Origin of the sequence: Enterococcus sp. DIV1224, from assembly GCF_050555455.1 — a bacterium.
Lineage (GTDB): Bacteria > Bacillota > Bacilli > Lactobacillales > Enterococcaceae > Enterococcus_B > Enterococcus_B lactis.
The window spans coordinates 733,136-752,966 of sequence record NZ_CP187859.1 but is presented as its reverse complement, the minus strand read 5'-3'; the positions used below and the strand labels follow the sequence as shown (position 1 = coordinate 752,966).

At 39.2% G+C, this 19,831-nt stretch carries 18 protein-coding genes and 1 other annotated feature; of the genes, 3 read left to right on the top strand and 15 right to left on the bottom strand.

What is annotated here, in order from left to right; all coding sequences use genetic code 11:
• The first annotated feature begins 18 nt into the window (after window positions 1–18).
• On the top strand, window positions 19–828 hold the full coding sequence (gene yidA / locus IGK53_RS03505; protein ID WP_002292832.1) for a sugar-phosphatase: 810 nt from the start codon (window positions 19–21) through the stop codon (window positions 826–828).
• 48 nt (window positions 829–876) lie between these two features.
• Here yidA and IGK53_RS03500 read toward each other — a convergent pair whose 3' ends face one another.
• On the bottom strand, window positions 877–1,320 hold the full coding sequence (locus IGK53_RS03500; RefSeq protein ID WP_430605001.1) for an NUDIX hydrolase: 444 nt from the start codon (window positions 1,318–1,320) through the stop codon (window positions 877–879).
• A gap of 133 nt (window positions 1,321–1,453) precedes the next feature.
• Between IGK53_RS03500 and gloA the strand changes: the two genes are divergently transcribed.
• Window positions 1,454–1,825: a lactoylglutathione lyase gene (gene gloA, locus IGK53_RS03495; protein ID WP_047927411.1), complete on the top strand. Its 372-nt coding sequence runs from the start codon at window positions 1,454–1,456 to the stop codon at window positions 1,823–1,825.
• A gap of 188 nt (window positions 1,826–2,013) precedes the next feature.
• On the opposite strand, the gene IGK53_RS03490 is transcribed toward gloA, so the two are convergent.
• The 10 genes from IGK53_RS03490 to IGK53_RS03445 are packed head-to-tail and all read right to left on the bottom strand — an operon-like array spanning window position 2,014 to window position 11,931.
• Window positions 2,014–3,369, bottom strand: coding sequence for a TrkH family potassium uptake protein (locus IGK53_RS03490; RefSeq protein ID WP_002308536.1), 1,356 nt, complete (start codon window positions 3,367–3,369; stop codon window positions 2,014–2,016).
• A gap of 29 nt (window positions 3,370–3,398) precedes the next feature.
• Window positions 3,399–4,034, bottom strand: a complete 636-nt coding sequence (locus IGK53_RS03485; RefSeq protein WP_073357420.1) for a V-type ATP synthase subunit D — start codon at window positions 4,032–4,034, stop codon at window positions 3,399–3,401.
• Window positions 4,035–4,040: 6 nt separating this feature from the next.
• A complete protein-coding gene (locus IGK53_RS03480) occupies window positions 4,041–5,417 on the bottom strand; it encodes a V-type ATP synthase subunit B (protein WP_002308533.1) in 1,377 nt (458 codons plus the stop codon).
• On the bottom strand, window positions 5,410–7,191 hold the full coding sequence (locus IGK53_RS03475) for a V-type ATP synthase subunit A (protein WP_073357419.1): 1,782 nt from the start codon (window positions 7,189–7,191) through the stop codon (window positions 5,410–5,412). The genes IGK53_RS03480 and IGK53_RS03475 overlap by 8 nt, the downstream gene beginning before the upstream one ends.
• A gap of 21 nt (window positions 7,192–7,212) precedes the next feature.
• Complete coding sequence (locus IGK53_RS03470) at window positions 7,213–7,524, bottom strand: V-type ATP synthase subunit F (RefSeq protein WP_002292844.1); 312 nt, start codon at window positions 7,522–7,524, stop codon at window positions 7,213–7,215.
• Window positions 7,514–8,500, bottom strand: a complete 987-nt coding sequence (locus tag IGK53_RS03465; RefSeq protein ID WP_002308529.1) for a V-type ATPase subunit — start codon at window positions 8,498–8,500, stop codon at window positions 7,514–7,516. Before IGK53_RS03465 ends, IGK53_RS03470 begins: the two co-directional genes overlap by 11 nt.
• 14 nt (window positions 8,501–8,514) lie before the next feature.
• The gene (locus IGK53_RS03460; protein ID WP_002308528.1) at window positions 8,515–9,099 is read right to left on the bottom strand and encodes a V-type ATP synthase subunit E; all 585 of its coding nucleotides are present in this window, start codon (window positions 9,097–9,099) and stop codon (window positions 8,515–8,517) included.
• A gap of 20 nt (window positions 9,100–9,119) precedes the next feature.
• On the bottom strand, window positions 9,120–9,590 hold the full coding sequence (locus tag IGK53_RS03455) for a V-type ATP synthase subunit K (protein WP_002292848.1): 471 nt from the start codon (window positions 9,588–9,590) through the stop codon (window positions 9,120–9,122).
• Window positions 9,591–9,608: 18 nt separating this feature from the next.
• Window positions 9,609–11,612, bottom strand: coding sequence for a V-type ATP synthase subunit I (locus IGK53_RS03450; protein WP_430604997.1), 2,004 nt, complete (start codon window positions 11,610–11,612; stop codon window positions 9,609–9,611).
• Complete coding sequence (locus tag IGK53_RS03445) at window positions 11,599–11,931, bottom strand: hypothetical protein (protein WP_002320976.1); 333 nt, start codon at window positions 11,929–11,931, stop codon at window positions 11,599–11,601. Before IGK53_RS03445 ends, IGK53_RS03450 begins: the two co-directional genes overlap by 14 nt.
• Window positions 11,932–12,030: 99 nt before the next feature.
• Window positions 12,031–12,078: a sequence feature (sodium ion sensor (DUF1646 type); this cis-regulatory element may regulate processes involved in with the transportation of sodium ions), on the bottom strand.
• A gap of 189 nt (window positions 12,079–12,267) precedes the next feature.
• On the opposite strand from IGK53_RS03445, the gene IGK53_RS03440 reads away from it, so the two are divergent.
• Complete coding sequence (locus IGK53_RS03440; RefSeq protein WP_002292852.1) at window positions 12,268–12,987, top strand: gamma-glutamyl-gamma-aminobutyrate hydrolase family protein; 720 nt, start codon at window positions 12,268–12,270, stop codon at window positions 12,985–12,987.
• A gap of 543 nt (window positions 12,988–13,530) precedes the next feature.
• Here the strand turns inward: IGK53_RS03440 and IGK53_RS03435 are convergent.
• The 4 genes from IGK53_RS03435 to uvrC form a co-directional block, all read right to left on the bottom strand.
• Window positions 13,531–15,429, bottom strand: coding sequence for a fructose-1,6-bisphosphatase (locus IGK53_RS03435; RefSeq protein ID WP_080489341.1), 1,899 nt, complete (start codon window positions 15,427–15,429; stop codon window positions 13,531–13,533).
• A gap of 161 nt (window positions 15,430–15,590) precedes the next feature.
• Entirely contained in the window at window positions 15,591–16,853 is a 1,263-nt protein-coding gene (locus IGK53_RS03430) for an ABC transporter permease (RefSeq protein ID WP_002329498.1), read from the bottom strand.
• On the bottom strand, window positions 16,846–17,745 hold the full coding sequence (locus IGK53_RS03425) for an ABC transporter ATP-binding protein (RefSeq protein ID WP_002290805.1): 900 nt from the start codon (window positions 17,743–17,745) through the stop codon (window positions 16,846–16,848). Before IGK53_RS03425 ends, IGK53_RS03430 begins: the two co-directional genes overlap by 8 nt.
• Before the next feature lie 143 nt (window positions 17,746–17,888).
• Window positions 17,889–19,667, bottom strand: coding sequence for an excinuclease ABC subunit UvrC (uvrC, locus tag IGK53_RS03420; RefSeq protein WP_002290804.1), 1,779 nt, complete (start codon window positions 19,665–19,667; stop codon window positions 17,889–17,891).
• Window positions 19,668–19,831: the final 164 nt, after the last annotated feature.

Below are 19,831 nucleotides of genomic sequence, written 5' to 3'. Positions count from 1 at the left end.
AATATATTGGAGGAAATTATGGCTATCAAACTAGTCGCTATCGACATCGATGGTACTTTATTAAATGAGAAAAGAGAAGTAACAAAAGAAGTAAAAGAAGCGATTGCCGCTGCTGTTGCAAAAGGGGTCTCAATCGTTTTATGTACTGGTCGCCCCTTACCAGGTGTCCAAGAACAGTTAAACGAGCTGGACCTTTTTCAAGATAATGATTACGTTATTACTTATAATGGGGCACTCGTACAACAAACAAAATCAGGTAAAATCATCGCCCGTCACGGTCTGACTCATGAAGATTTTCTAGAAATCGAAGTGATGGCACGCCGTGTTGGCAGTCATCTCCATTCGATTGATGACAAAGCAATCTACACACCTAATCGAGATATCAGCGCTTATACGATACACGAAGCAAGCTTAGTCAAGATGCCGCTAAAATATCGAACACCTGAAGAAATGACACCAGACATGAACATCGTCAAAATGATGATGATCGACGAACCAGAAATTTTAGACGCAGCAATTGCACGTTTACCGCAAACTTTCCGTGATAAATACACAACGGTCAAAAGTGCACCCTATTACTTCGAAGTACTAAATAAAGAAGCAAGTAAAGGTGCGGCAGTTGCGAATCTTGGACAACATCTTGGTATTGACCAAGATGAAATCATGGCTATAGGGGATAACGAGAACGACTTATCCATGATTGAATATGCTGGTCTAGGAGTAGCTATGGGAAATGCCGTTTCTCTTGTCAAAGAAGCAGCAAATGTCATCACTTCATCGAACGACGAACACGGTGTAGCTGAAGCAATCAAAAAATACGTTCTGTAATAAATAAAAAACTGAGAGAAAGCTGGTCTACTCGCTTTCTTTCAGTTTTTATTTATTATTTTTTTCGATCCATCTCTCGACTGCCCATCGATGGCTGCCACGTTTCAATTTATCAAGTGCTTCTCGAGGACTGACCCACCAGATTTTATTGGTCTTTTCTGTGGGTTCTCCTATACGCTTCCAAGAATCAGCAGCAAAGAAATATCCTGGATTATAGTAATAAGTTGCACGATAATTCGAGTAAAAGTACTCCTCTGCTTCTCCCAGATAGAAAGCAATTTCTGCCGCAATCCCCATTTCTTCTATTAGCTCACGAACGATTGCTTCTTCTTTCGTCTCATCTCCTTCAATTTCCCCGCCAGGAAGAAAAAAAGCACCATTTGGAGCCTCGATTACTGCAATCTGCTGATCTTTTTCTATGACGATATATGCTGCATAACGGGTTTGATAATCAGCAAATTGCTTTTTTTCACCAAAAATTGGTTTATCCATGAATAGTTTCCACCTTAACAGTTTTATTTTCTATCCATTTTACATGAGAAATTTCTCATGAACAAGCATAAATCAACTATTTCCTTACTTCTTTTTGTTATGATTAAATAAAAGGAAAGGGAGAGATGAATCTATGAAAATGGCTCACACATGTGTTCGAGTGAAAGATCTTGAAGCATCAATCGAATTTTATCAAAAGGCATTTGGTTTTGAAGAAAGCCGCCGCCGTGATTTTCCAGAAAACAAATTTACACTTGTTTATTTGACACTTCCTGGGGATGACTATGAATTAGAGTTGACTTATAACTACAATCATGGTGCCTATGATTTAGGAAATGGTTATGGTCATATAGCTATTGCAGCTGATGATTTAGAAAAATTACATGAACAGCATAAAGCTGCAGGTCTTGAAATTACTGACTTAAAAGGATTACCTGGCACTGCGCCTTCTTACTACTTTGTCATTGACCCTGATGGTTATAAAATCGAAGTCATCCGAGGCTAATAAAAAGAAACTGTGACAAAAATCTTGTCACAGTTTCTTTTTTTCGAATAAACGATGTTCCAGAAGTAGCTTCTTCGGAAATAAGCCGAAATTTCACAAAAATTTGAGAAGTAATTTCCGTAAATTCCTTCTTATTTCTTGAAGCTGCCTCCTTCTGTCACAACCTCTATTTATGTTATCCGCATACTTTATCCAATCATGACACTTTCTTCTGGATATTTGTATTTTGATTGAGTTCTTTGTGCTTTTGTCATCAGAGAGAAGACCACAGTCAATACCCCAACTCGTCCAATGTACATAAGCGCTATAATGATCAATTTCCCTATTGCAGTCAAGTCTGGCGTCAATCCCATCGTAAGTCCTACTGTTCCAAATGCAGAAAAGACCTCAAAAGCAATATATTCGATGCCAGAAGTTTTAGGTATCGTTTCAGTCACTGATAAAATCATGATGGCGACTACACACAGTGTCAACGTGATAAAAAACAACGTGAGTGCTCGCAACACTGCGCCTTGACGGATTGTACGGCCAAATGCTTCCGCTCTCGTACGTCCTTTAAGCATCGAACGCATCTGGATCAGCAACACACCTAACGTAGTTGTTTTCAATCCGCCGGCAGTCGACCCAGATGTTCCGCCAATGTACATCAAAAACATCGTTAAGATCAGACCGGCATGACTCATATGGAGGTAATCAACTGAATAATATCCAGCCGTTCTAGGTGTTACACTCATAAAAAAAGTATTTGCCAATCGTTGAAACATATTCCCTTCCACTAACGTTGCCCCATTGTGTTCTGTGAAAAAGAACACAACGAAACCGCCTAATAAAAGGGTACCTGTAACGGTTAATGCGATTTTTGAATGAATCGTCATCTTCTTTTTCTGATGATATTCCAATAAGTCACGCCAAACGATAAAGCCTAATCCGCCAGAAATAATCAAAGCAGATACCACCATGATCAAATAAACATTTTGCTGGTGATTGGCTAAACTGTCTCCTAACAAATCAAACCCTGCATTACAAAAACTAGAGATTGCGTGAAACAAACTGTACCAGATCCCTTTCAGCCAGCCAAATTCAGGCACAAATACAAAAGATAAAGCAACCGTACCAATCAATTGAATCACAAAGGCCAATTTCAGGATGTAAAGCATGAGCTTCATCACACCTGATACTTCTTCTAGATTTAGCGCTTCTTTTAATATAATACGTGTGCTGAGACTGACTTTTTTCTTTATCAATGCAAAGCATAGAATCGGAACCATCATAAAACCAAGACCGCCGATCTCAATCAAAAGCATGATCAAAAACTGACCAGCACTGTTCCAATGTTCTGCTGTATTCAATGTCGTCAATCCCGTCACGCAGACGGCAGAAGTTGCAGTGAAAAGCGCATCGATAAAATTTGTCCCATGCCCACTATTACTAAAAAATGGCAGGGTAAGTAGGCCGCCGCCAACTAAAATCAGGAGAAAAAATCCTAATGCGAGAAGCTGAACGGCCGGCAAGCGTTTCTTTAATTGTTTGTTTTGTTTAATCATCGTTTTCCTCTTTTAAAAAAGGATACCACTTAGTCAGTGGTACCCATATTTTTTACTTTGATCAACCTTGTTACTTCTGCGCGCTCGTTTTCTTCTAGCTTCATACGAATATAATAGATCGTTTCTTCTAATTGAGGAATCGTCATATATTCTAATGCATTGACTCGTCGACGTGTCTTTTCGATTTCACTCGCCATCAGCTGACAAGTTTTTTCGATTTCTGTCAGTTCCAAAAGTTTTGGAAGCAAGGTAGTAAAGCGATCGATTGACCGATCCAGTTCGGCACTGGAATTCAAATACCCGTATTCCAAAGGGGAGTCTGTCAGCTGTTCATCATATTCAAAATTCATCACAGGTACTTTTACACTCATGATATTTTTGTCTACAATAGATAAATCAACGTTTTCCGCCGGCAAAGCAAACAATTCTTCGATGAAAGGTTCCGTGATCGAAGCATTTGCCAATACAAAATCAGACATTGCTTCTGTCATAGACTCTTCCATTTCTTGACGCAGTTGGTTGTTCTTTCGAATCAACAGGATGAATTGACGCATCAGTTCATCTTGCTTATCTTTTAATAATTTATGCCCTCTTGTGGCAGTTGTCAACTGTTTTTTCAATCGGGTCAATTCCATGCGAGTCGGATTCACATTCAATCGTGCCATCAGAACTCACTTCCCTTCTGGCAGATATTTGTCCAGCATGTCGTCTTTGATTCGTTTTAATTCGGTTCTTGGCAACATCGATAGCAGTTCCCACCCTAGATCAAGTGTTTCAGTAATCGAACGGTTCGTGTGGAATCCTTGATTGACATATTCTTTTTCAAACCGCTCAGCAAACTTCGCATAGATCTTATCTACATCAGATAAAGCAGATTCTCCTAAAACTACGGCTAATTCTTTTGCCTGTTTTCCTTGTGCATAGGCTGCAAAAAGCTGATTCATCGTAGCCGCATGGTCTTCTCTTGTCTTTCCGGGTCCAGTTCCTTTATCTTTTAACCGCGAAAGAGACGGAAGTACATCAATTGGTGGTTGAATCCCACTCTTGTAAAGCTCTCTAGTCAAGATGATCTGACCTTCTGTAATATAACCGGTCAAGTCAGGGATCGGATGGGTCTTATCGTCTTCTGGCATTGTTAAAATCGGAATTTGAGTAACTGATCCTTTTAGTCCGCGGATCCTTCCTGCTCGTTCGAACAAAGTAGCTAAGTTCGTGTAAAGATACCCAGGATAGCCTCTTCTTCCTGGAACTTCTCGCCGTGCTGCAGAAATCTCTCGCAATGCCTCTGCATAGTTGGTCATGTCTGTCATGATAACCAATACATGCATTCCTTTTTCATAAGCAAGATATTCTGCAGCAGTCAAAGCCATACGAGGAGTAGCAATACGTTCGATTGCAGGGTCGTTTGCTAAATTCATGAACATGACAGAACGGTCGATTGCACCAGTTTGTCGAAAATCTTCCATGAAAAATTCTGCTTCTTCAAAAGTGATTCCAATAGCAGCAAAGACTACGGCGAAATCATCTGATGAATCAAGTACCGTTGCTTGTCGCGCAATCTGAGCAGCTAATTCTTTGTGAGGAAGACCAGAACCAGAAAATACTGGTAATTTTTGTCCACGAACTAATGTGTTCAAATGATCGATTGCAGAAATCCCTGTTTGGATAAACTCATCTGGGTAATCCCGAGCTACTGGATTGATTACTTCTCCGTTAATATCCAAATACTTTTCGGGCAGGATTTCTGGTCCATTATCTTTTGGACGTCCCAAGCCATCGAATACTCGACCGATCATGTCTTCCGATACACCTAGTTCTAAAGGATGTCCTAAAAATCGTACAGAAGAGTCACGTAAATTGATACCACTTGTTCCTTCAAATATTTGGACCATTGCTTTATCTTCTTGGACTTCCAATACTTGTCCACGACGAATCTCGCCATTTTGCATACGGACTTCGATTAATTCTTCATATTTGACACCAGCAACTTTTTCAACCGCCATCAATGGACCGACGACTTCACCGATCGTACGATATTCTTTAATCATTGCTCATGCCTCCTTCTGAAACGATTGTTTGCATCGTTTGTTTGATTTCACCGATAATTTGATCTAGTTTTTCTAATTCTGTTTCCGGGATATATTTGCTTCGTCCGATCCTTTCACGAATCGACATGGTACCGTCCATGATCTCACTTAAATAAGCACCTAACGACAACGCACGGCGTCCTTCTTCACCAAAGGTCAAGATCATCTTCAACATTTTGAATTGTTTCTCTCTTGAAGTGAATGTATCGACATCATCAAAAGCATTTTGCTGCAAATAATCTTCACGAATGGATTTTGCCACTTCTAATGTCAGACGGTCATTATCTGAAAGGGAATCAATCCCTACCAAACGCACGATTTCATTCAGCTGCTGTTCTTCCTGCAAAATACGCATGCCCTCAGTGACCATGGATGCCCAGTCAGCTTGAAGGATATGATCCATGTACTTCCCTACTTCTGTTGAATAAAGAGAATAACTTTGGATCCAATCGATTGAAGGAAAATGTCTTTTTTGGGCTAAAGTCGAATCAAGTCCCCAGAATACTTTTACGACCCGCAATGTATTTTGTGTGACTGGTTCCGAAATATCCCCTCCAGAAGGCGATACAGCACTGATTGCGGTTATACTTCCTTCGCGACCTTCTGATCCTAAAGCAATGACTCTTCCAGATCGTTCATAGTATTCCGCAAGACGGGAACCAAGATAAGCTGGATAACCTTCATCACCAGGCATTTCTTCCAAACGTCCGCTCATCTCACGAAGTGCTTCTGCCCATCGTGAAGTGGAGTCAGCCATGATAGCAACGTCATAACCCATGTCACGGAAATATTCCGCAATCGTGATTCCCGTATAGATAGAAGCTTCTCGAGCCGCTACTGGCATGTTAGATGTATTGGCAATCAATACCGTACGTTCCATCAACGATTCTCCTGTATTAGGGTCAATCAATTCAGGGAATTCATTTAAAACATCCGTCATCTCATTTCCGCGTTCACCGCATCCCACATAAACGACCATGTCCACATCGGCCCATTTTGCGATTTGATGCTGAACGACTGTTTTTCCTGCACCAAATGGACCAGGAACAGCTGCTGCTCCCCCCTTTGTCACTGGGAAGAACGTATCGATCACTCGCTGTCCGGTGATCATCGGTGCATCAGGGTTTAATTTTTCTTTGATTGGTCGACTACGTCTTACTGGCCATTTTTGGAGCATCGTCAAGTTTTTGTCACCATTTTCAGTTTCAACGACACATACGGTTTCATCAATAGTGAACGACCCTTTTTCGATTGTTTTGATCGTACCTTTTATCCCATTTGGCACCATGATTTTGTGTTTGATAACTTTTGTTTCTTCTACGATTCCAATCACATCGCCAGCACTAACCGTTTCTCCGGCTTCTAATGTGGGTTCGAACCACCATTTTTTCTCATGATCCAATGCAGGCAATTGGACTCCCCGTCCTAAGAAATTACTTTGTGTGATTTCCATAAAGGTATCTAATGGCCGTTGGATTCCGTCAAACATTTGTGAAATGATCCCTGGTCCTAATTCAACAGATAAAGCTTCACCAGTAGAGCGAACCGGTTCGCCTGGACCAATTCCAGAAGTCTCTTCATATACTTGAATAGACGCCACATCGCCACGCATCTCGATAATTTCTCCGATAACTCCTAGATCTCCCACTAAACACATGTCCTGGATACTGGCATCAGACATGTTTTCAGCCATTACAAGAGGTCCGGAGACTTTTATGATTTTTCCAATTTGCAAAATTTCTATCTCCTTTTCATACTATAAGATATTTTGACCTACTGCTTTTTCTACGTTCTTTTGAATTTCTTCCAGCCCAATCCCTAATGATCCTTGATGGTTGGGAATCAATACGATAGCAGGTATCATTTGTTCCTTGTAACGTTCGATCGTTTCTGGGCTCAATGCTGCACATTGCTCTGTGACATAAATCACGCCATATTCATTCTTTGCCATTTCTTCAATTGCCTGGCGAACGGTCTGCTTGGTTGTACCGTAACGAACATCGAAGCCAAACAATTTGAATGGCAAAACAGAATCTTTGTCGCCAACTACACCGATCTTATGCGTCATAGACTTGTCTCACCCGCTTTCTGATTGTTTCTGGTTCGAAATGGCTTCTTTTGCCGATAACCAGTAAACGAAGGTTTTTGCTTTCTACCTCTTTTGCGTTCAAAAAGGCTAGTAGTGGCAGTGGTCCGAAAGCCTGGGTTTGTGCTTCTTGATACAATGAACTTAGATAATCATCTTTCAACTGTTCAAGCTTTACGAGATCAAGATTTCCCTCACGGATGACAGGACGCAGAAACTCAGCATAATCTGTCTCTAATAGAAAGTTCGTGTAAGCTTCCATGTCTTTATCTACAAAGTTCAAAAATACTTCTTTTTCGATACTTCCCGAACTGGAAAGCACCGTCGTCATGAACCCATATGTTCTTTTCTGCAATATTCCTCGAGCCATCGTTGTGATATTGGTCAAGTCAATAAAAGTAATGACTTCTGTCAGTAATTCTTGATATCCTAGCTTATCGGCGAGCCGTCGCTGTTCAGTCATAAACTGCCGATCATAGATCACATCGATTCCCTGAAGAATGGTAGACTCTTCAAAATAATCGCGGACTTCTCGTATACTATCCATAATACTTTCAGGGAGTTCATTTGAAACTTGCGTATGAATGGCATCCTTCAAGGTTTCTAATGAATAAAACCCATCGTCGATATACAAATGGTCCAGATTTTGATTTGTCATCTCAGCCTTTGTTAAAGCTTTCAGATTATGGAAAGTATAACGCATCGTATAGATCCAAACGATTTCAGGCTCCGGTGCTGATTCCTTTAACCAGCGAAATAGACGGCTCTGCTCCTTTAAAAGATTCTGTTCAAAGTCATATTCATATCCGTCATAGATATATGGACTGTAAATCGTGGATTTCAATATCTCACCAAGTGCTTCGACAGAATTGGTTTGAATCATCCGTTCAAATGTCTCATTGGACAAAAGTTCAAGCTCTCTTCCGCGAATCAAGGGATTTAGTTCGTGGTATTCCATACACTGATCCCTCCTTATTCGAATAATTGATTGGCAATCTCAAAACTCATCGTTCCTTGGATATCTTGTACAAGGCTGCTGAAAAGAAAATTATACTGAACTCCTTGATCGTTTATCAGAAACCCAGCTTGACCAGCAACAGATTCATCGCTTAAAACCATCGTAAAGGGAAGTTCATTGTTCCATTCATCCAACAATGTCTGAGAAAGATAAGCTGCTGATTTTTCTCCAGCAATGAATGTTACTTTGCCTGTCAAAGGTAATGAATACAATGAATTTTTGATAAACTGGATTTGTTCAGATTCATCCCAATTCTCCATTTCAGCTATTGCATCTGCAAACAATCGACGTAAAAATTCCTGCTTCGCGTTCAAATTTTCTTGTCGCACTTCTACTTGTTGGCGATTCCTAAGCTGACGGTATTTTTTTTCAAGTAATTCGATTTGTTTTTCTTTTTGTTTTTGATGTTCTGTTTCGATTTGCGTACGTTTTTGTTCAAAGTTTTGATCGATCTTCATTCGCTCTTCTTGCTCTAACGCCGCTCTTTCTTGCTCTGCTGCTTCATTCATCTGAGAGATGATTTTTTCAATGGCGTTCATCTGTTTTTCCTCCTTTATGCTTAGGCATTCAATACTAATAGGAAGGAAATAACGAAACCTAAAATCGCATATGTTTCAACCATCGCAGCAAAAATGATTCCTTTTGTAGCATGTTCAGGTTTTTTCGCTAAAATTTGGATACCTGCTGCTGCAACTTTCCCTTGGGCGATACCTGAAAACAAGCCTGTAAAAGCAATCGGCAGAGAAGCGCCTAAAAAGTTCAAACCTTGTACAACTGACATATCATTTCCTAAGTTGATAAAAATCAAAAAGGCGATAACGAATCCATACAACCCTTGCGTACCCGGAAGCAATTGCAGAATCAGAGCCTGTCCGAATTTTTCGGGTTGACTTGTTGTTAACGCTGCTGCTGCCTCACCTGTCATTCCAACACCTTTAGCTGAACCGATCCCTGAAAAAATCGTCGCTGTTGCCATCGCTAATACTGCAAATACCATTCCACCATTTTGACTAATTAAGTAATCCATCATTGTATAAAAATCCTCCAATTATTTATTGTTTTTTTTCTTATGATTGATGTTGACGTATTTTTCCGCCGTTTTCAGCGGGTCAAAGGCACGTCCGCCTCCTGTATAAAATTTCCCAAAAAATTCGACATACTGCAATCGTGCGCCATGGACATAGGCACTCAACAGTGTCAAAAACATATTCAGTGCGTGTAAAGCGATGATCAAAAGGATCCCTACACTGAATCGAGCGGCTGGCGGCATGAAAGCAACCAGCATATTGAATGCCGCGCCAATACTTCCGCCTGAAATACCTAATGCCATCAAACGTGTATAACTGACTAAATCACCGATATAACCCGTCAATCCGTAAAGATTATACGCTCCTTTGGCAGCACCCTTGACTTTAGACGGCGATTGGATAATCGGCACGATTAAGATACATAAAGCAGCAATGATCGATAGCCCCGCGCCAAGATAAACAAATGCTGTATTTTTTATCAACATGGCACCAATCAATGCAATAACGATCCCAATCAGGATCCCTTGCCAGGCAAATCCATCACTGACAGCACTCAAGTAATCTTTTCTCCTGATATTTTCCTTTGCTGCCACAAATAATCCAACCAAGATCTGTATCAGACCGAAAATCACGGATAAAATCAAAATCGTATTGACGTCATCCGTTGTAGATAGGATTGGGAAAGGCAAGCGGATGCCAAATAGTTCTTTTGGTAATGCCTGTCCGAAAAATGAACTGTAGATCAATCCCCAGATGATCGATGGTACCGAGAGAATCTCAAAGAATTTTACGAAACGTTTCATCCCACGTGGTAAAACAAGTAGTTTTTGAGCTAGTATTGTCCCAATGAGCATCAGCAATCCGTAACCAACATCTGCGACCATCATCCCGAAGAAGACAAGATAAAATGGTGTCATCCAAGGCGTTGGATCTACTTCTTCATATTTTGGCAGACTGTACATTTCAGTCAGCAATTCAAAAGGTTCGATAAGCGGATGGTTTTTCAATTTAGTAGGGACTTCCTGCTGAATCTCTTCTGAGTTTGGTGTTTCGAAACTAATATATATATCTTCTTCTGATACAGTTTCGGTTAACACATGCATCAAATTCTGTTTTTCTTCTGCATCTACCCAACCTTGCAAAACGATCAGATAAGTCGCATGGATAAACCGTTCTTTTACTTTTTCCCGTTCTGCAACGGCAAGTGTGACTTCTTCTACCCATTCAAATTCTTGGATATAGCCGCTGCACTGACCTAACGCTGTCGTTATCTTCTTTTGGTGCTCGTGAACAACGGACAATTGCTGTTTGGTTTCTTGCAGTTTTTCTTTAGGATTTTGTTCATAAGGATACGTTTCTTTATTGAACCCGTATTTCCCAGCAATTTCTTCTATAGCAGCAGCTGATTTTTTTAAAGCAACATACGAAAGATAAACTTGTTTTGGCGTATAATCTATTTCTTCCATATAAACGTCATCAAGCTTAATTAGTTCTTCCTTGAAACTTTCAAAATTTGCTGCACTCACAGTCCCCATCTCAAAAATGGTCGTCTTACTTGCATACATACTTGGAGCAATATCCAGCTGTTGCCAATGAAGAAGCCATTCTTCCTCTTCTTCTAAACGATCACGTTTTTCAGTTAGCTGTTCCCACTTTTCTTTTAAATCAAGGACTTCTTCTAATTTATTCATGAAATTTTCTTCGGAATAATTTGCTTCCAAGTCTTGTAAGGAAAGTTCTTGACGTTTCAAATGGAGTTTCTTTTGACGGCTATCGCCGTGGTGTTGTATGAATTGGATAGCTTCTTGGATGTCTTTCAGCCGATTGCCTAAAGCGCCTAATTTTGCTTCTTTATCAATAATCGTGGTATCTGGAAAATATTTTTCTACCCACTGGTTGTTTGTTCTATTTTGATACAGATCCCGGATTTCAACATTTTGGATTCCTTGTACTGCTTGTAAAATCCTCTCCTGATTTCTTTTATCTGAAATGAGGGTCACTTTTTCCATCTTAGTGACGGCCATAAGTTTCTTTCACCCTTTCAATGATTGCACCGATTGCTTGACTCTGATGCTTTTGATATTGGTCTTTCAAAGTTGCTTGCACCTTGTCTGCTTCTGCTTTCAATTTCATTTTTTCTTTTTCTAATTCTTGCTTTTCGAATTGTTCTTTTTCTTCTACCAACTGTTTCAGCTGTTGCCGACTGTTCGTTTGGATTATCTCCAATTCTTGCTCTTTTTCTTCTGCATAGGTCTTCAACTGCTGCCGTAGGGTTCGAGCACGCTTCTCATTTTCTTCTTCTGCTTTTCGGATTTGTTCCAAAGCTTCTAACACTTGCTTCACTTCCTTTCGATTTAAAAAAGAGGTACATGCTTTCTTTTTTCATTGAAAGTATGTACCTCTAAAGATAACTTAGTATAGGCAGGCCCCTTCAATAAAATGTCCTTCTCACCCCTTGAAGAACTAGATCCTTGAAGCTTACGCCCAACCTTTTTATTTCTGCTTACTTTTTATTATAACAAATTAAGCAATATTTTCAACTATCGTCATGAATTTCACACGAAAATTCTCTTTACAGATAGTAACACAGCAAGAACAGATAAGTATAGGGGCAAGTCTTACATAGTTTAAATTTTTTTAAATCCTTGTTACAATTAGTCTACTTTAGGGGGAATAAAAATGAAACCAATCATCGGCATTGCCGGGAATCAACTGATTCGAGCGACAGATACTTTCCAAGGAAATCAAGTAAGCTATACACCGCAGGGATTTGTGGATGCAGTTTTAGATGCTCAAGGATTGCCTCTTATTCTGCCAGTCATGTCTCCAGATTCAGCGCCTCAACTAATTGAGAAAATCGACAAACTCATTCTTGCAGGCGGTCAGGATGTTAGTCCGCAACTTTACATGGAAGACCCTCATCCAAAACTGACGGAAACAAATATTCAACGAGACCAATTCGAACAGGCATTGATCTTGGAAGCATTGAAACAAAGAAAACCGATTTTTGCAGTCTGCCGAGGACTTCAACTATTGAATGTCGTGTTGGAGGGAACACTTTATCAAGATCTTTCATTATATCCAAAATGGTCCGTAAAACACGAACAACAGCCCACTGCCCCGCAGTTTGCGACTCACGAAGTCAAAATCGTTTCGGACAGTTTATTAAGTGACCTTCTCCCTGATTCATACTTTGTGAATTCCTATCATCATCAGGCAGTCAAAGATCTTTCTCCTTTGTTAAAAGCCATCGCCTTTTCCAACGATGGACTCATTGAAGCAGTCCAAAGTAAAGATAATATGCACAAAATCCTTGGTGTCCAATGGCATCCGGAACTTTCTCATCGTGTAGATTCATCTGAACAGCGTTTATTCGATTTCTTTGTGAATGAATTTTAATCGTTTTTCTGATTAGGTCGTGAGCCTGCCGTTTAACTCTGAGTCACAAGGAGCAATTTCAAAAAACAGCTTCTCATGTTTGTTGGATATTGTGACTTGTGACCGAGGAGTTGGCAGGAGAACACCGTTTAAGGAAAGAGGTTGTGAAAAAGCTGTCCTGCATCAAGTAATAAGAACAGTCAAACAAAAATAGCTTCTCATATTTTTCGTTTGGCTGGGCTTATTACCGCAGATGCAAGCTTTTGAACACCGTGAATCAGAGGTTGTGAAAAAGCTGTTTAGTTTCGAGTATTAAGAAAAATTTTGTGAAAATGGCTTTCCACATTTTTAAATAAATTTGGCTTAATACCGAGAAACTGGCTTTTGAACACCGTTTACCAAGAGGTCGTGAAATCAGCGCCCTGACCTGAGTATTAGAGAAATAAACGGAAAAATAGCTCCTCATATTTTTCCGTTTTTTGAGCTAATTCCGAAGGAGACTGCGACACGCCTTTTGTTGCAGTCGCTTTTTTGTCTATTGAGCAATGTTGGCTAGCATTTTTCTCAATCGTCCTTTCGATAGTCCAACAGCCTTTGGAGCTGAGTAATCTGTTGCTGTAATTCCATTCCTTTTGTCGTATCCCGATTAAGTTTGCGTGGGAGCTGCTGCTCGATTACTTTTTTTACATTCGTTTGATCAGATTTTTTTGCAAATTGCTGTTCAATAGGCAAGAACGGATAATGTGTCACGATTTGGAAACCGTAAGAATTGCATAATAGTGAGTAGCCAGCAATCCCGGTTGTTTTTTGATAAGCTTTGGATAGACCTCCGTCAATAACAAATGCTTTTCCGTTTGCTTTGATCGGTGACTCTCCTTTTTTTACTTTTACTGGCGTGTGCCCATTGATGATTGCTGAACCTTCTTCTTTTGCATCGAATTCTGCCAAAATTTTTTCACTGAACCACTCTTCATCTCGCAAGTGATAATAGGGATTGCTTTTTTCGACGTGCGTATGAGGCTCTGTGAGAAAATAGCGCTCAAAAGTGGCCATTTTACTCTTGCCGAATAAAGGCGAAAATGGCCCGCTCCACGCATACCAAACCAAATCGGTCGCCAAATCTTCTTTTGCAGTCAAATCTTTTGCGCTTTCAGTTATCTGTTTTTCAAAAAATCCCAGTAATTCTTTTCCGCGATAAGATTGGTCTAATTCAAATGCTAAGAGCTGCCCCTTTTCATCTACAGGTATACAGCCATGAAACAGTACATGCTGATTATTCGTGAGATACATTCCCCCTTTTTCGATCAAAAACGTCATGTGTTTTTGCATTCTTAACGAGTGCTGGAATGAATACATCAAACTATCGATCACTTTTTGTTCCTCTTCCAAGAACTTTTTAGGATCATCTGGCTGGATCGTTTGAAAACAAGTCCCTTTCAACTCATAGAGCTGACCTTCTAAATCGATTGTTGATTCTTCATAGTTGATTTTTTCCAACAATTTACGATCGTCCATTTTAAATTCAGGTCGTCGATCCAACAACTGATGTTCTGATTTGAATTGGAGGATAGAAAGTGCTTGATGGATCTTTTCTAATTCTTCTTGTTCTCTTTCAGATAGATCTTTCCTGTTTTTAGGGGTAAATACAGGATTCTTCTGGTAGGTTTGATGGGCAAAAGAAAATAATGGACGTAAATTTAATCCATATTCTTTCTCTAATTCAAATAAATAGTTGTAGCGTGCGGCAATCCGTAAAAGCGTCAATAAACATGCCTCAGAGCCGCAATACGCACCAATCCACAAAATATCATGATTCCCCCACTGGATATCTACAGAGGAAAAATCCATGATTCGATCCATTACTTTGGCTGCTTGAGTTCCCCGATCAAAAATATCACCCACGATATGCAAATGATCGATGACAGATTTTTGGATCGTCTGCGCAAGTTTTGTTAAAAATTTTTCTTCTTCCTTCATCAAGACAAGTTGTTCAATGATTTTTTTTACATAGTCTTTTTTCCCGTTGATACGATCATCGATATACAAGAGTTCCTCAATGATATAGCTATATTCTTTCGGCAATCCTTTTCGAACTTTTGATCGAGTGTATTTGACTGTCGTAAACCGTAAAAGATCGATCAAACGATGGATCAGCTGGGATTTATCTTGTTTTTTGTACCAATCAGTCGTCAATACATATTCTGGATAAGCCGTAAAAATAGTGAATTGGCTGATCTCCGTTTCCGTCATTTGTTCAGAGAAAAGGTCTTTGATCTTTTCTTTAAGATTTCCTGAACCGATACGCAGAATATGATCAAAAGCAGGAAATTCGCCATGTATATCGCTCAAAAATAACTCTGTTCCTTTTGGAAGCTGCAAAATTGCTTCGAGATTGATGATTTCCGTGATGACATCTTCCGTTGTAGGGAACTTCTCTGAAAGTAAATCTAAATAGCGGTCCATTAAAACGCCTCCAAAAATTGGTATACTCAACATTATAAAGTTGTTATACGCTATTTTCAATGAATATATATCCAATATAATAAAAAAATAGAAATAGGTCTATACAAAAAAGAAGCTGGGAACAATAAATGTCCAGCTTCCTTCTATATTTTTTCTATATTTTATGCTTTTTTTCGTTCATTTCTCATAATTGAAATCGATTGTTTAAATGAACTCCATAATCCGCCTTCGCTATACACGAGTACATTCGATTTGTACATGTTTGCAGACAAGATCATCAATAAGAATGTCACGGCTACAAGTACCAACAAGGAAATCAATGCTCCACCCATACCGACTGTCTCATTTGCCAAGCGAACCGGCATAATATAAGAAGATAAAAATGGAATATACGAAGTGATCCGAATAACGATATTATTTGGATCTGACGCACCTAATATCAACCCAAGCATGTATCCGCCTAAAGATAAATAAGTCACTGGCAGGATTGCTTTTGCTGTATCTTCTGCTTTGTTGACCAAAGAGCCACATAAAGCTGCCAAAACAGAAAAAATCAAAATGCCAAAGATCATAAATAGAAGAGAATACCACAAGAATGGTCCAATCAAATTATCTAATGAGATACCGTCCAATATATTCTTGACCATTTCCATATCTTTGAATTGATTGTATCCTACACCAAAAATAATGCCGTATAATGCCATTTGCGTTAATGCAACAAGCAAAACACCAGTTAGTTTCCCGTAAAAATGCTTTTGTGCAGTCGTACTGGACAGGATCACTTCCATGATCCGCGTGCCTTTTTCAGAAGCAATCTCTTGTGCAATGATTTGTGCATAAGTCAGAATGATAATGAACAAGACAATCGTCGCCACATAGCTGACAACATATTGGACTGTCGAATTATCTTCTCCTACCGACATTTTTCCTTTTGAATCAAAGTTGACTTTTTGCCGAGTCAAACTTGCCTGTTGGCTCAAACTTGCCACTTCTTCTGGAGAAATACCTAATTCGCTTGCTCGAAGCATCGATTGCAAGCCAGTCAATTGTTGTTGTATCAGCAGTTGTGTACTTTGTCCCAATGAATTTTCGCTATAAAGCGTCCCATTTACTTTATCTTTATCAGTTGAGACTACTAAATAAGCATCAATTTTTTCTTTCGAAAGGTCTTTTTGTGCGTTTTCTTCAGAATCCACTGCTTTGAACTCAAAATCATCTGTTTTGACTTGGCTCAATTGCTGACTGATTTGCTCATTATCAGCCAATACGCCGATTTTATTGACATCACTATTTTGCTGGGCAAAGTTTCCTGCTACATAAATAATACCTAGCATGATGAAAGGGACTAATATCATAATCAAGAAAGAAATCGACTTGACATTTTTTAAATAGACATCTTTGGTAATAATCCAAAACTTACGCATCGATTTCACCTGCTTTCAATTTGAAAATCTCTTCCAAAGTTGGCGGCTGCTGGTTGAACATAGGGATATAGCCGAATTGTGTCGCACGAGTAAAGATTTCTTTCCCAGCTTCAGGATCTTCTAATGTGATCTCTAACGTATTATCCTCACGAAGGATCACTTTTTTCACGCCTTCGATTTCTTCTACTTCCTGTTGACTTAACCCAGATTCCAAGAATAACTTCGTACGGCCAAATGATTCACGGATCTCATGGACTTTTCCATTCAAAACCATTTTTCCGTTTCGCAGCATGATCAAATGATCACAGATTTTTTCTACATTATCCATATTATGGCTAGAAAAAATGACACACGAACCGTGTTTTTTCAATTCCAATATTCCATCTTTCAGTAATTCCGCGTTTACCGGATCTAACCCGCTAAATGGTTCATCCAAAATGATCAATTTAGGTTCATGGATCAATGTGGCGATAAGCTGGACTTTTTGCTGATTCCCTTTAGACAAAGATTTTACTTTATCCGTCTTTTTCCCTTTTACCTGAAATTTTTCCATCCAAAAATCGATTTTTGGTTCAATTTCTTTTCTTGATTTCCCTCTAAGTTCTGCAAAATAAAGCAGTTGGTCTTGAATCGTTACTTTTGGATAAAGTCCTCGTTCTTCTGGAAGATAGCCGATGATATCATAATCTTTCTCCCCAAGATGATGACCATTCCATAACACTTCTCCCTGGTCTTGTGTCAAAAAATCCAAGATCAAACGAAAAGTCGTTGTCTTCCCAGCACCGTTTTGACCAATCAGCCCCATGATTTTTCCGTCTGGGATTTGGAAAGAGACATGATCGACAGCTGTGTAGTTCCCAAAAGTTTTAACAAGATTCTTGACTTCTAACATTTCTTCACTCCTTCTTCAATAAATCCATATATCCTAAGACACCAGATGTAAGCGATTTATTATTTACCAACAAAACGTATACTCTCTTGTTGTTGTAATTAAAATGATAGGACACTTTACTTTCTTTGTAAAGTGCCCTTTTCTCATTCCTGATGTAATTTATCAAATACGTTTTGTGCGACATTTTTCGGTAGTCCGATTTCTTGTAATTCTTCTATCGTAGCTGCTGTGATATTTTTCAATGATTTGAACTCTTTAAGCAACATTTTTTTTCGTTTCGGTCCTAGCCCTTCAATTTCGTCTAATCGGGAAGCAAAACTGTTTTTACTACGCAGCTGCCGATGGAAAGTGATTGCGAATCGATGGACTTCATCTTGGACCCGCTGGAGCAGGAAAAACTCAGGTGAATTTCGTTCAAGTGGTACTACAGCCAAATCTGTACCGAATAGCAACTCATTTGTTTTATGTTTATCGTTTTTTGCCATACCAGCAATAGGAATATCGATTCCTAATTGATTTTCTAAGACATCTTTTGCTACATCGACTTGTCCTTTTCCTCCATCAATCAAGATCAAATCAGGTAAAGGCAACCCTTCACGAATCACTCGTGAATATCTGCGATAGATGACTTCTCTCATCGATGCATAATCATCCGGTCCGTTGACTGTTTTTATTTTATATTTCCGATATTCTTTTTTTGCTGGTTTTCCATCAATGAATACGACCATCGCAGCCACAGGATTCGTCCCCATGATATTAGAGTTATCAAATGATTCAATGCGTATTGGGGTCGGGATATTCATTGCGTTTCCTAAACGTTCCACTGCTCCGATCGTCCGTTCCTGCTTTCTAGCAATCAGATCAAATCGTTCATTCAAAGCAACTGAGGCATTCTTATTCGCCAATTCCACTAATTTTTTCTTTTCGCCTCGTTTCGGTTGTAGAACTTTCGTATCCAACAAAGCTTCTACACTTGGCTTGTCGATCGTATCAGGAATCAAGACTTCTTTAGGAATGAAATGTTCATTTTCCTGATAAAACTGACCAATATAAGTCAAAAAATCTTCTTCTGCTTCGTTATAGAAAGGAAACATTGAAACATCTCGTTCAATTAACTTTCCTTGTCTTACAAAAAACACTTGGACACACATCCAGCCTTTATCAATCGCATAACCAAATACATCTCGATCCAGTAAATCAGTATTTGTCATTTTTTGGCGAGTCATGATTGTTTCGATAGCACGGATCTGGTCTCGGTATTCTGCAGCTTTTTCAAATTCCATGTTTTCAGCAGCTTTTTCCATTTTCTGATGGATCTCTGACTCGATTTTTTCGTGTCCTCCGTTTAAAAAGTTTTTCACTTCATCAACGATTTTCGTATAGACTTTCGGATCTACGTCGAAATAATAAGGACACAGACATTGCCCCAAATGATAGTAAAGACAAGGCTCCTTCGTCTGACTAGGTTTGCATTTTCTCAGAGGAAATAATCGGTCGAGAATCTTCTTTGTCTCATTCGCCGCACCGACATCTGGATATGGTCCAAAATACAGTGCTTTGTCTTTTAGTACTTTGCGAGTAATCACCAAACGGGGATATTTTTCATTCGTTATCTTAAGGAAAGGATAGGTTTTATCATCCTTTAACATAATATTGTATTTAGGATCATTTTTCTTTATCAGATTGATTTCTAAGAGCAAAGCTTCTATATTCGATTCTGTAACGATGTATTCAAAGTCTTCAATTTCACTAACAAGCCGTTCCGTTTTCGTATTATGGCTGCCAGTAAAATATGAGCGGACGCGATTTTTCAATATTTTGGCTTTTCCGACATAAATGATCGTTCCATTTTTATCTTTCATCAAGTAACAGCCGGGCTGATCAGGAAGTAAAGCTAGTTTGTTTTTGATTCGTTCGTTCATCTGGTACTCCCCTTCATATTCAATTAAAGTTATTATAGCATGTCTGTCAAAAAAACAATCCAGCCTGACAACGTAATTATACTCAAAAAATGTTAATTTGAATAACCTTAACTCAACCGAAAAAAAACCGAGGACGGAACTGAATTCAGTCCCATCCTCAGCTT

Bases quoted from the DNA above. Each gene is read 5' to 3' on its own strand.
- yidA (WP_002292832.1), top strand. From the start codon at position 19: ATGGCTATCAAACTAGTCGCTATCGACATCGATGGTACTTTATTAAAT.
- IGK53_RS03500 (WP_430605001.1), bottom strand. From the start codon at position 1,320: ATGGATAAACCAATTTTTGGTGAAAAAAAGCAATTTGCTGATTATCAA.
- gloA (WP_047927411.1), top strand. From the start codon at position 1,454: ATGAAAATGGCTCACACATGTGTTCGAGTGAAAGATCTTGAAGCATCA.
- IGK53_RS03490 (WP_002308536.1), bottom strand. From the start codon at position 3,369: ATGATTAAACAAAACAAACAATTAAAGAAACGCTTGCCGGCCGTTCAG.
- IGK53_RS03485 (WP_073357420.1), bottom strand. From the start codon at position 4,034: ATGGCACGATTGAATGTGAATCCGACTCGCATGGAATTGACCCGATTG.
- IGK53_RS03480 (WP_002308533.1), bottom strand. From the start codon at position 5,417: ATGATTAAAGAATATCGTACGATCGGTGAAGTCGTCGGTCCATTGATG.
- IGK53_RS03470 (WP_002292844.1), bottom strand. From the start codon at position 7,524: ATGACGCATAAGATCGGTGTAGTTGGCGACAAAGATTCTGTTTTGCCA.
- IGK53_RS03465 (WP_002308529.1), bottom strand. From the start codon at position 8,500: ATGGAATACCACGAACTAAATCCCTTGATTCGCGGAAGAGAGCTTGAA.
- IGK53_RS03460 (WP_002308528.1), bottom strand. From the start codon at position 9,099: ATGAACGCCATTGAAAAAATCATCTCTCAGATGAATGAAGCAGCAGAG.
- IGK53_RS03455 (WP_002292848.1), bottom strand. From the start codon at position 9,590: ATGATGGATTACTTAATTAGTCAAAATGGTGGAATGGTATTTGCAGTA.
- IGK53_RS03450 (WP_430604997.1), bottom strand. From the start codon at position 11,612: ATGGCCGTCACTAAGATGGAAAAAGTGACCCTCATTTCAGATAAAAGA.
- IGK53_RS03440 (WP_002292852.1), top strand. From the start codon at position 12,268: ATGAAACCAATCATCGGCATTGCCGGGAATCAACTGATTCGAGCGACA.
- IGK53_RS03435 (WP_080489341.1), bottom strand. From the start codon at position 15,429: ATGGACCGCTATTTAGATTTACTTTCAGAGAAGTTCCCTACAACGGAA.
- IGK53_RS03430 (WP_002329498.1), bottom strand. From the start codon at position 16,853: ATGCGTAAGTTTTGGATTATTACCAAAGATGTCTATTTAAAAAATGTC.
- IGK53_RS03425 (WP_002290805.1), bottom strand. From the start codon at position 17,745: ATGTTAGAAGTCAAGAATCTTGTTAAAACTTTTGGGAACTACACAGCT.
- uvrC (WP_002290804.1), bottom strand. From the start codon at position 19,667: ATGAACGAACGAATCAAAAACAAACTAGCTTTACTTCCTGATCAGCCC.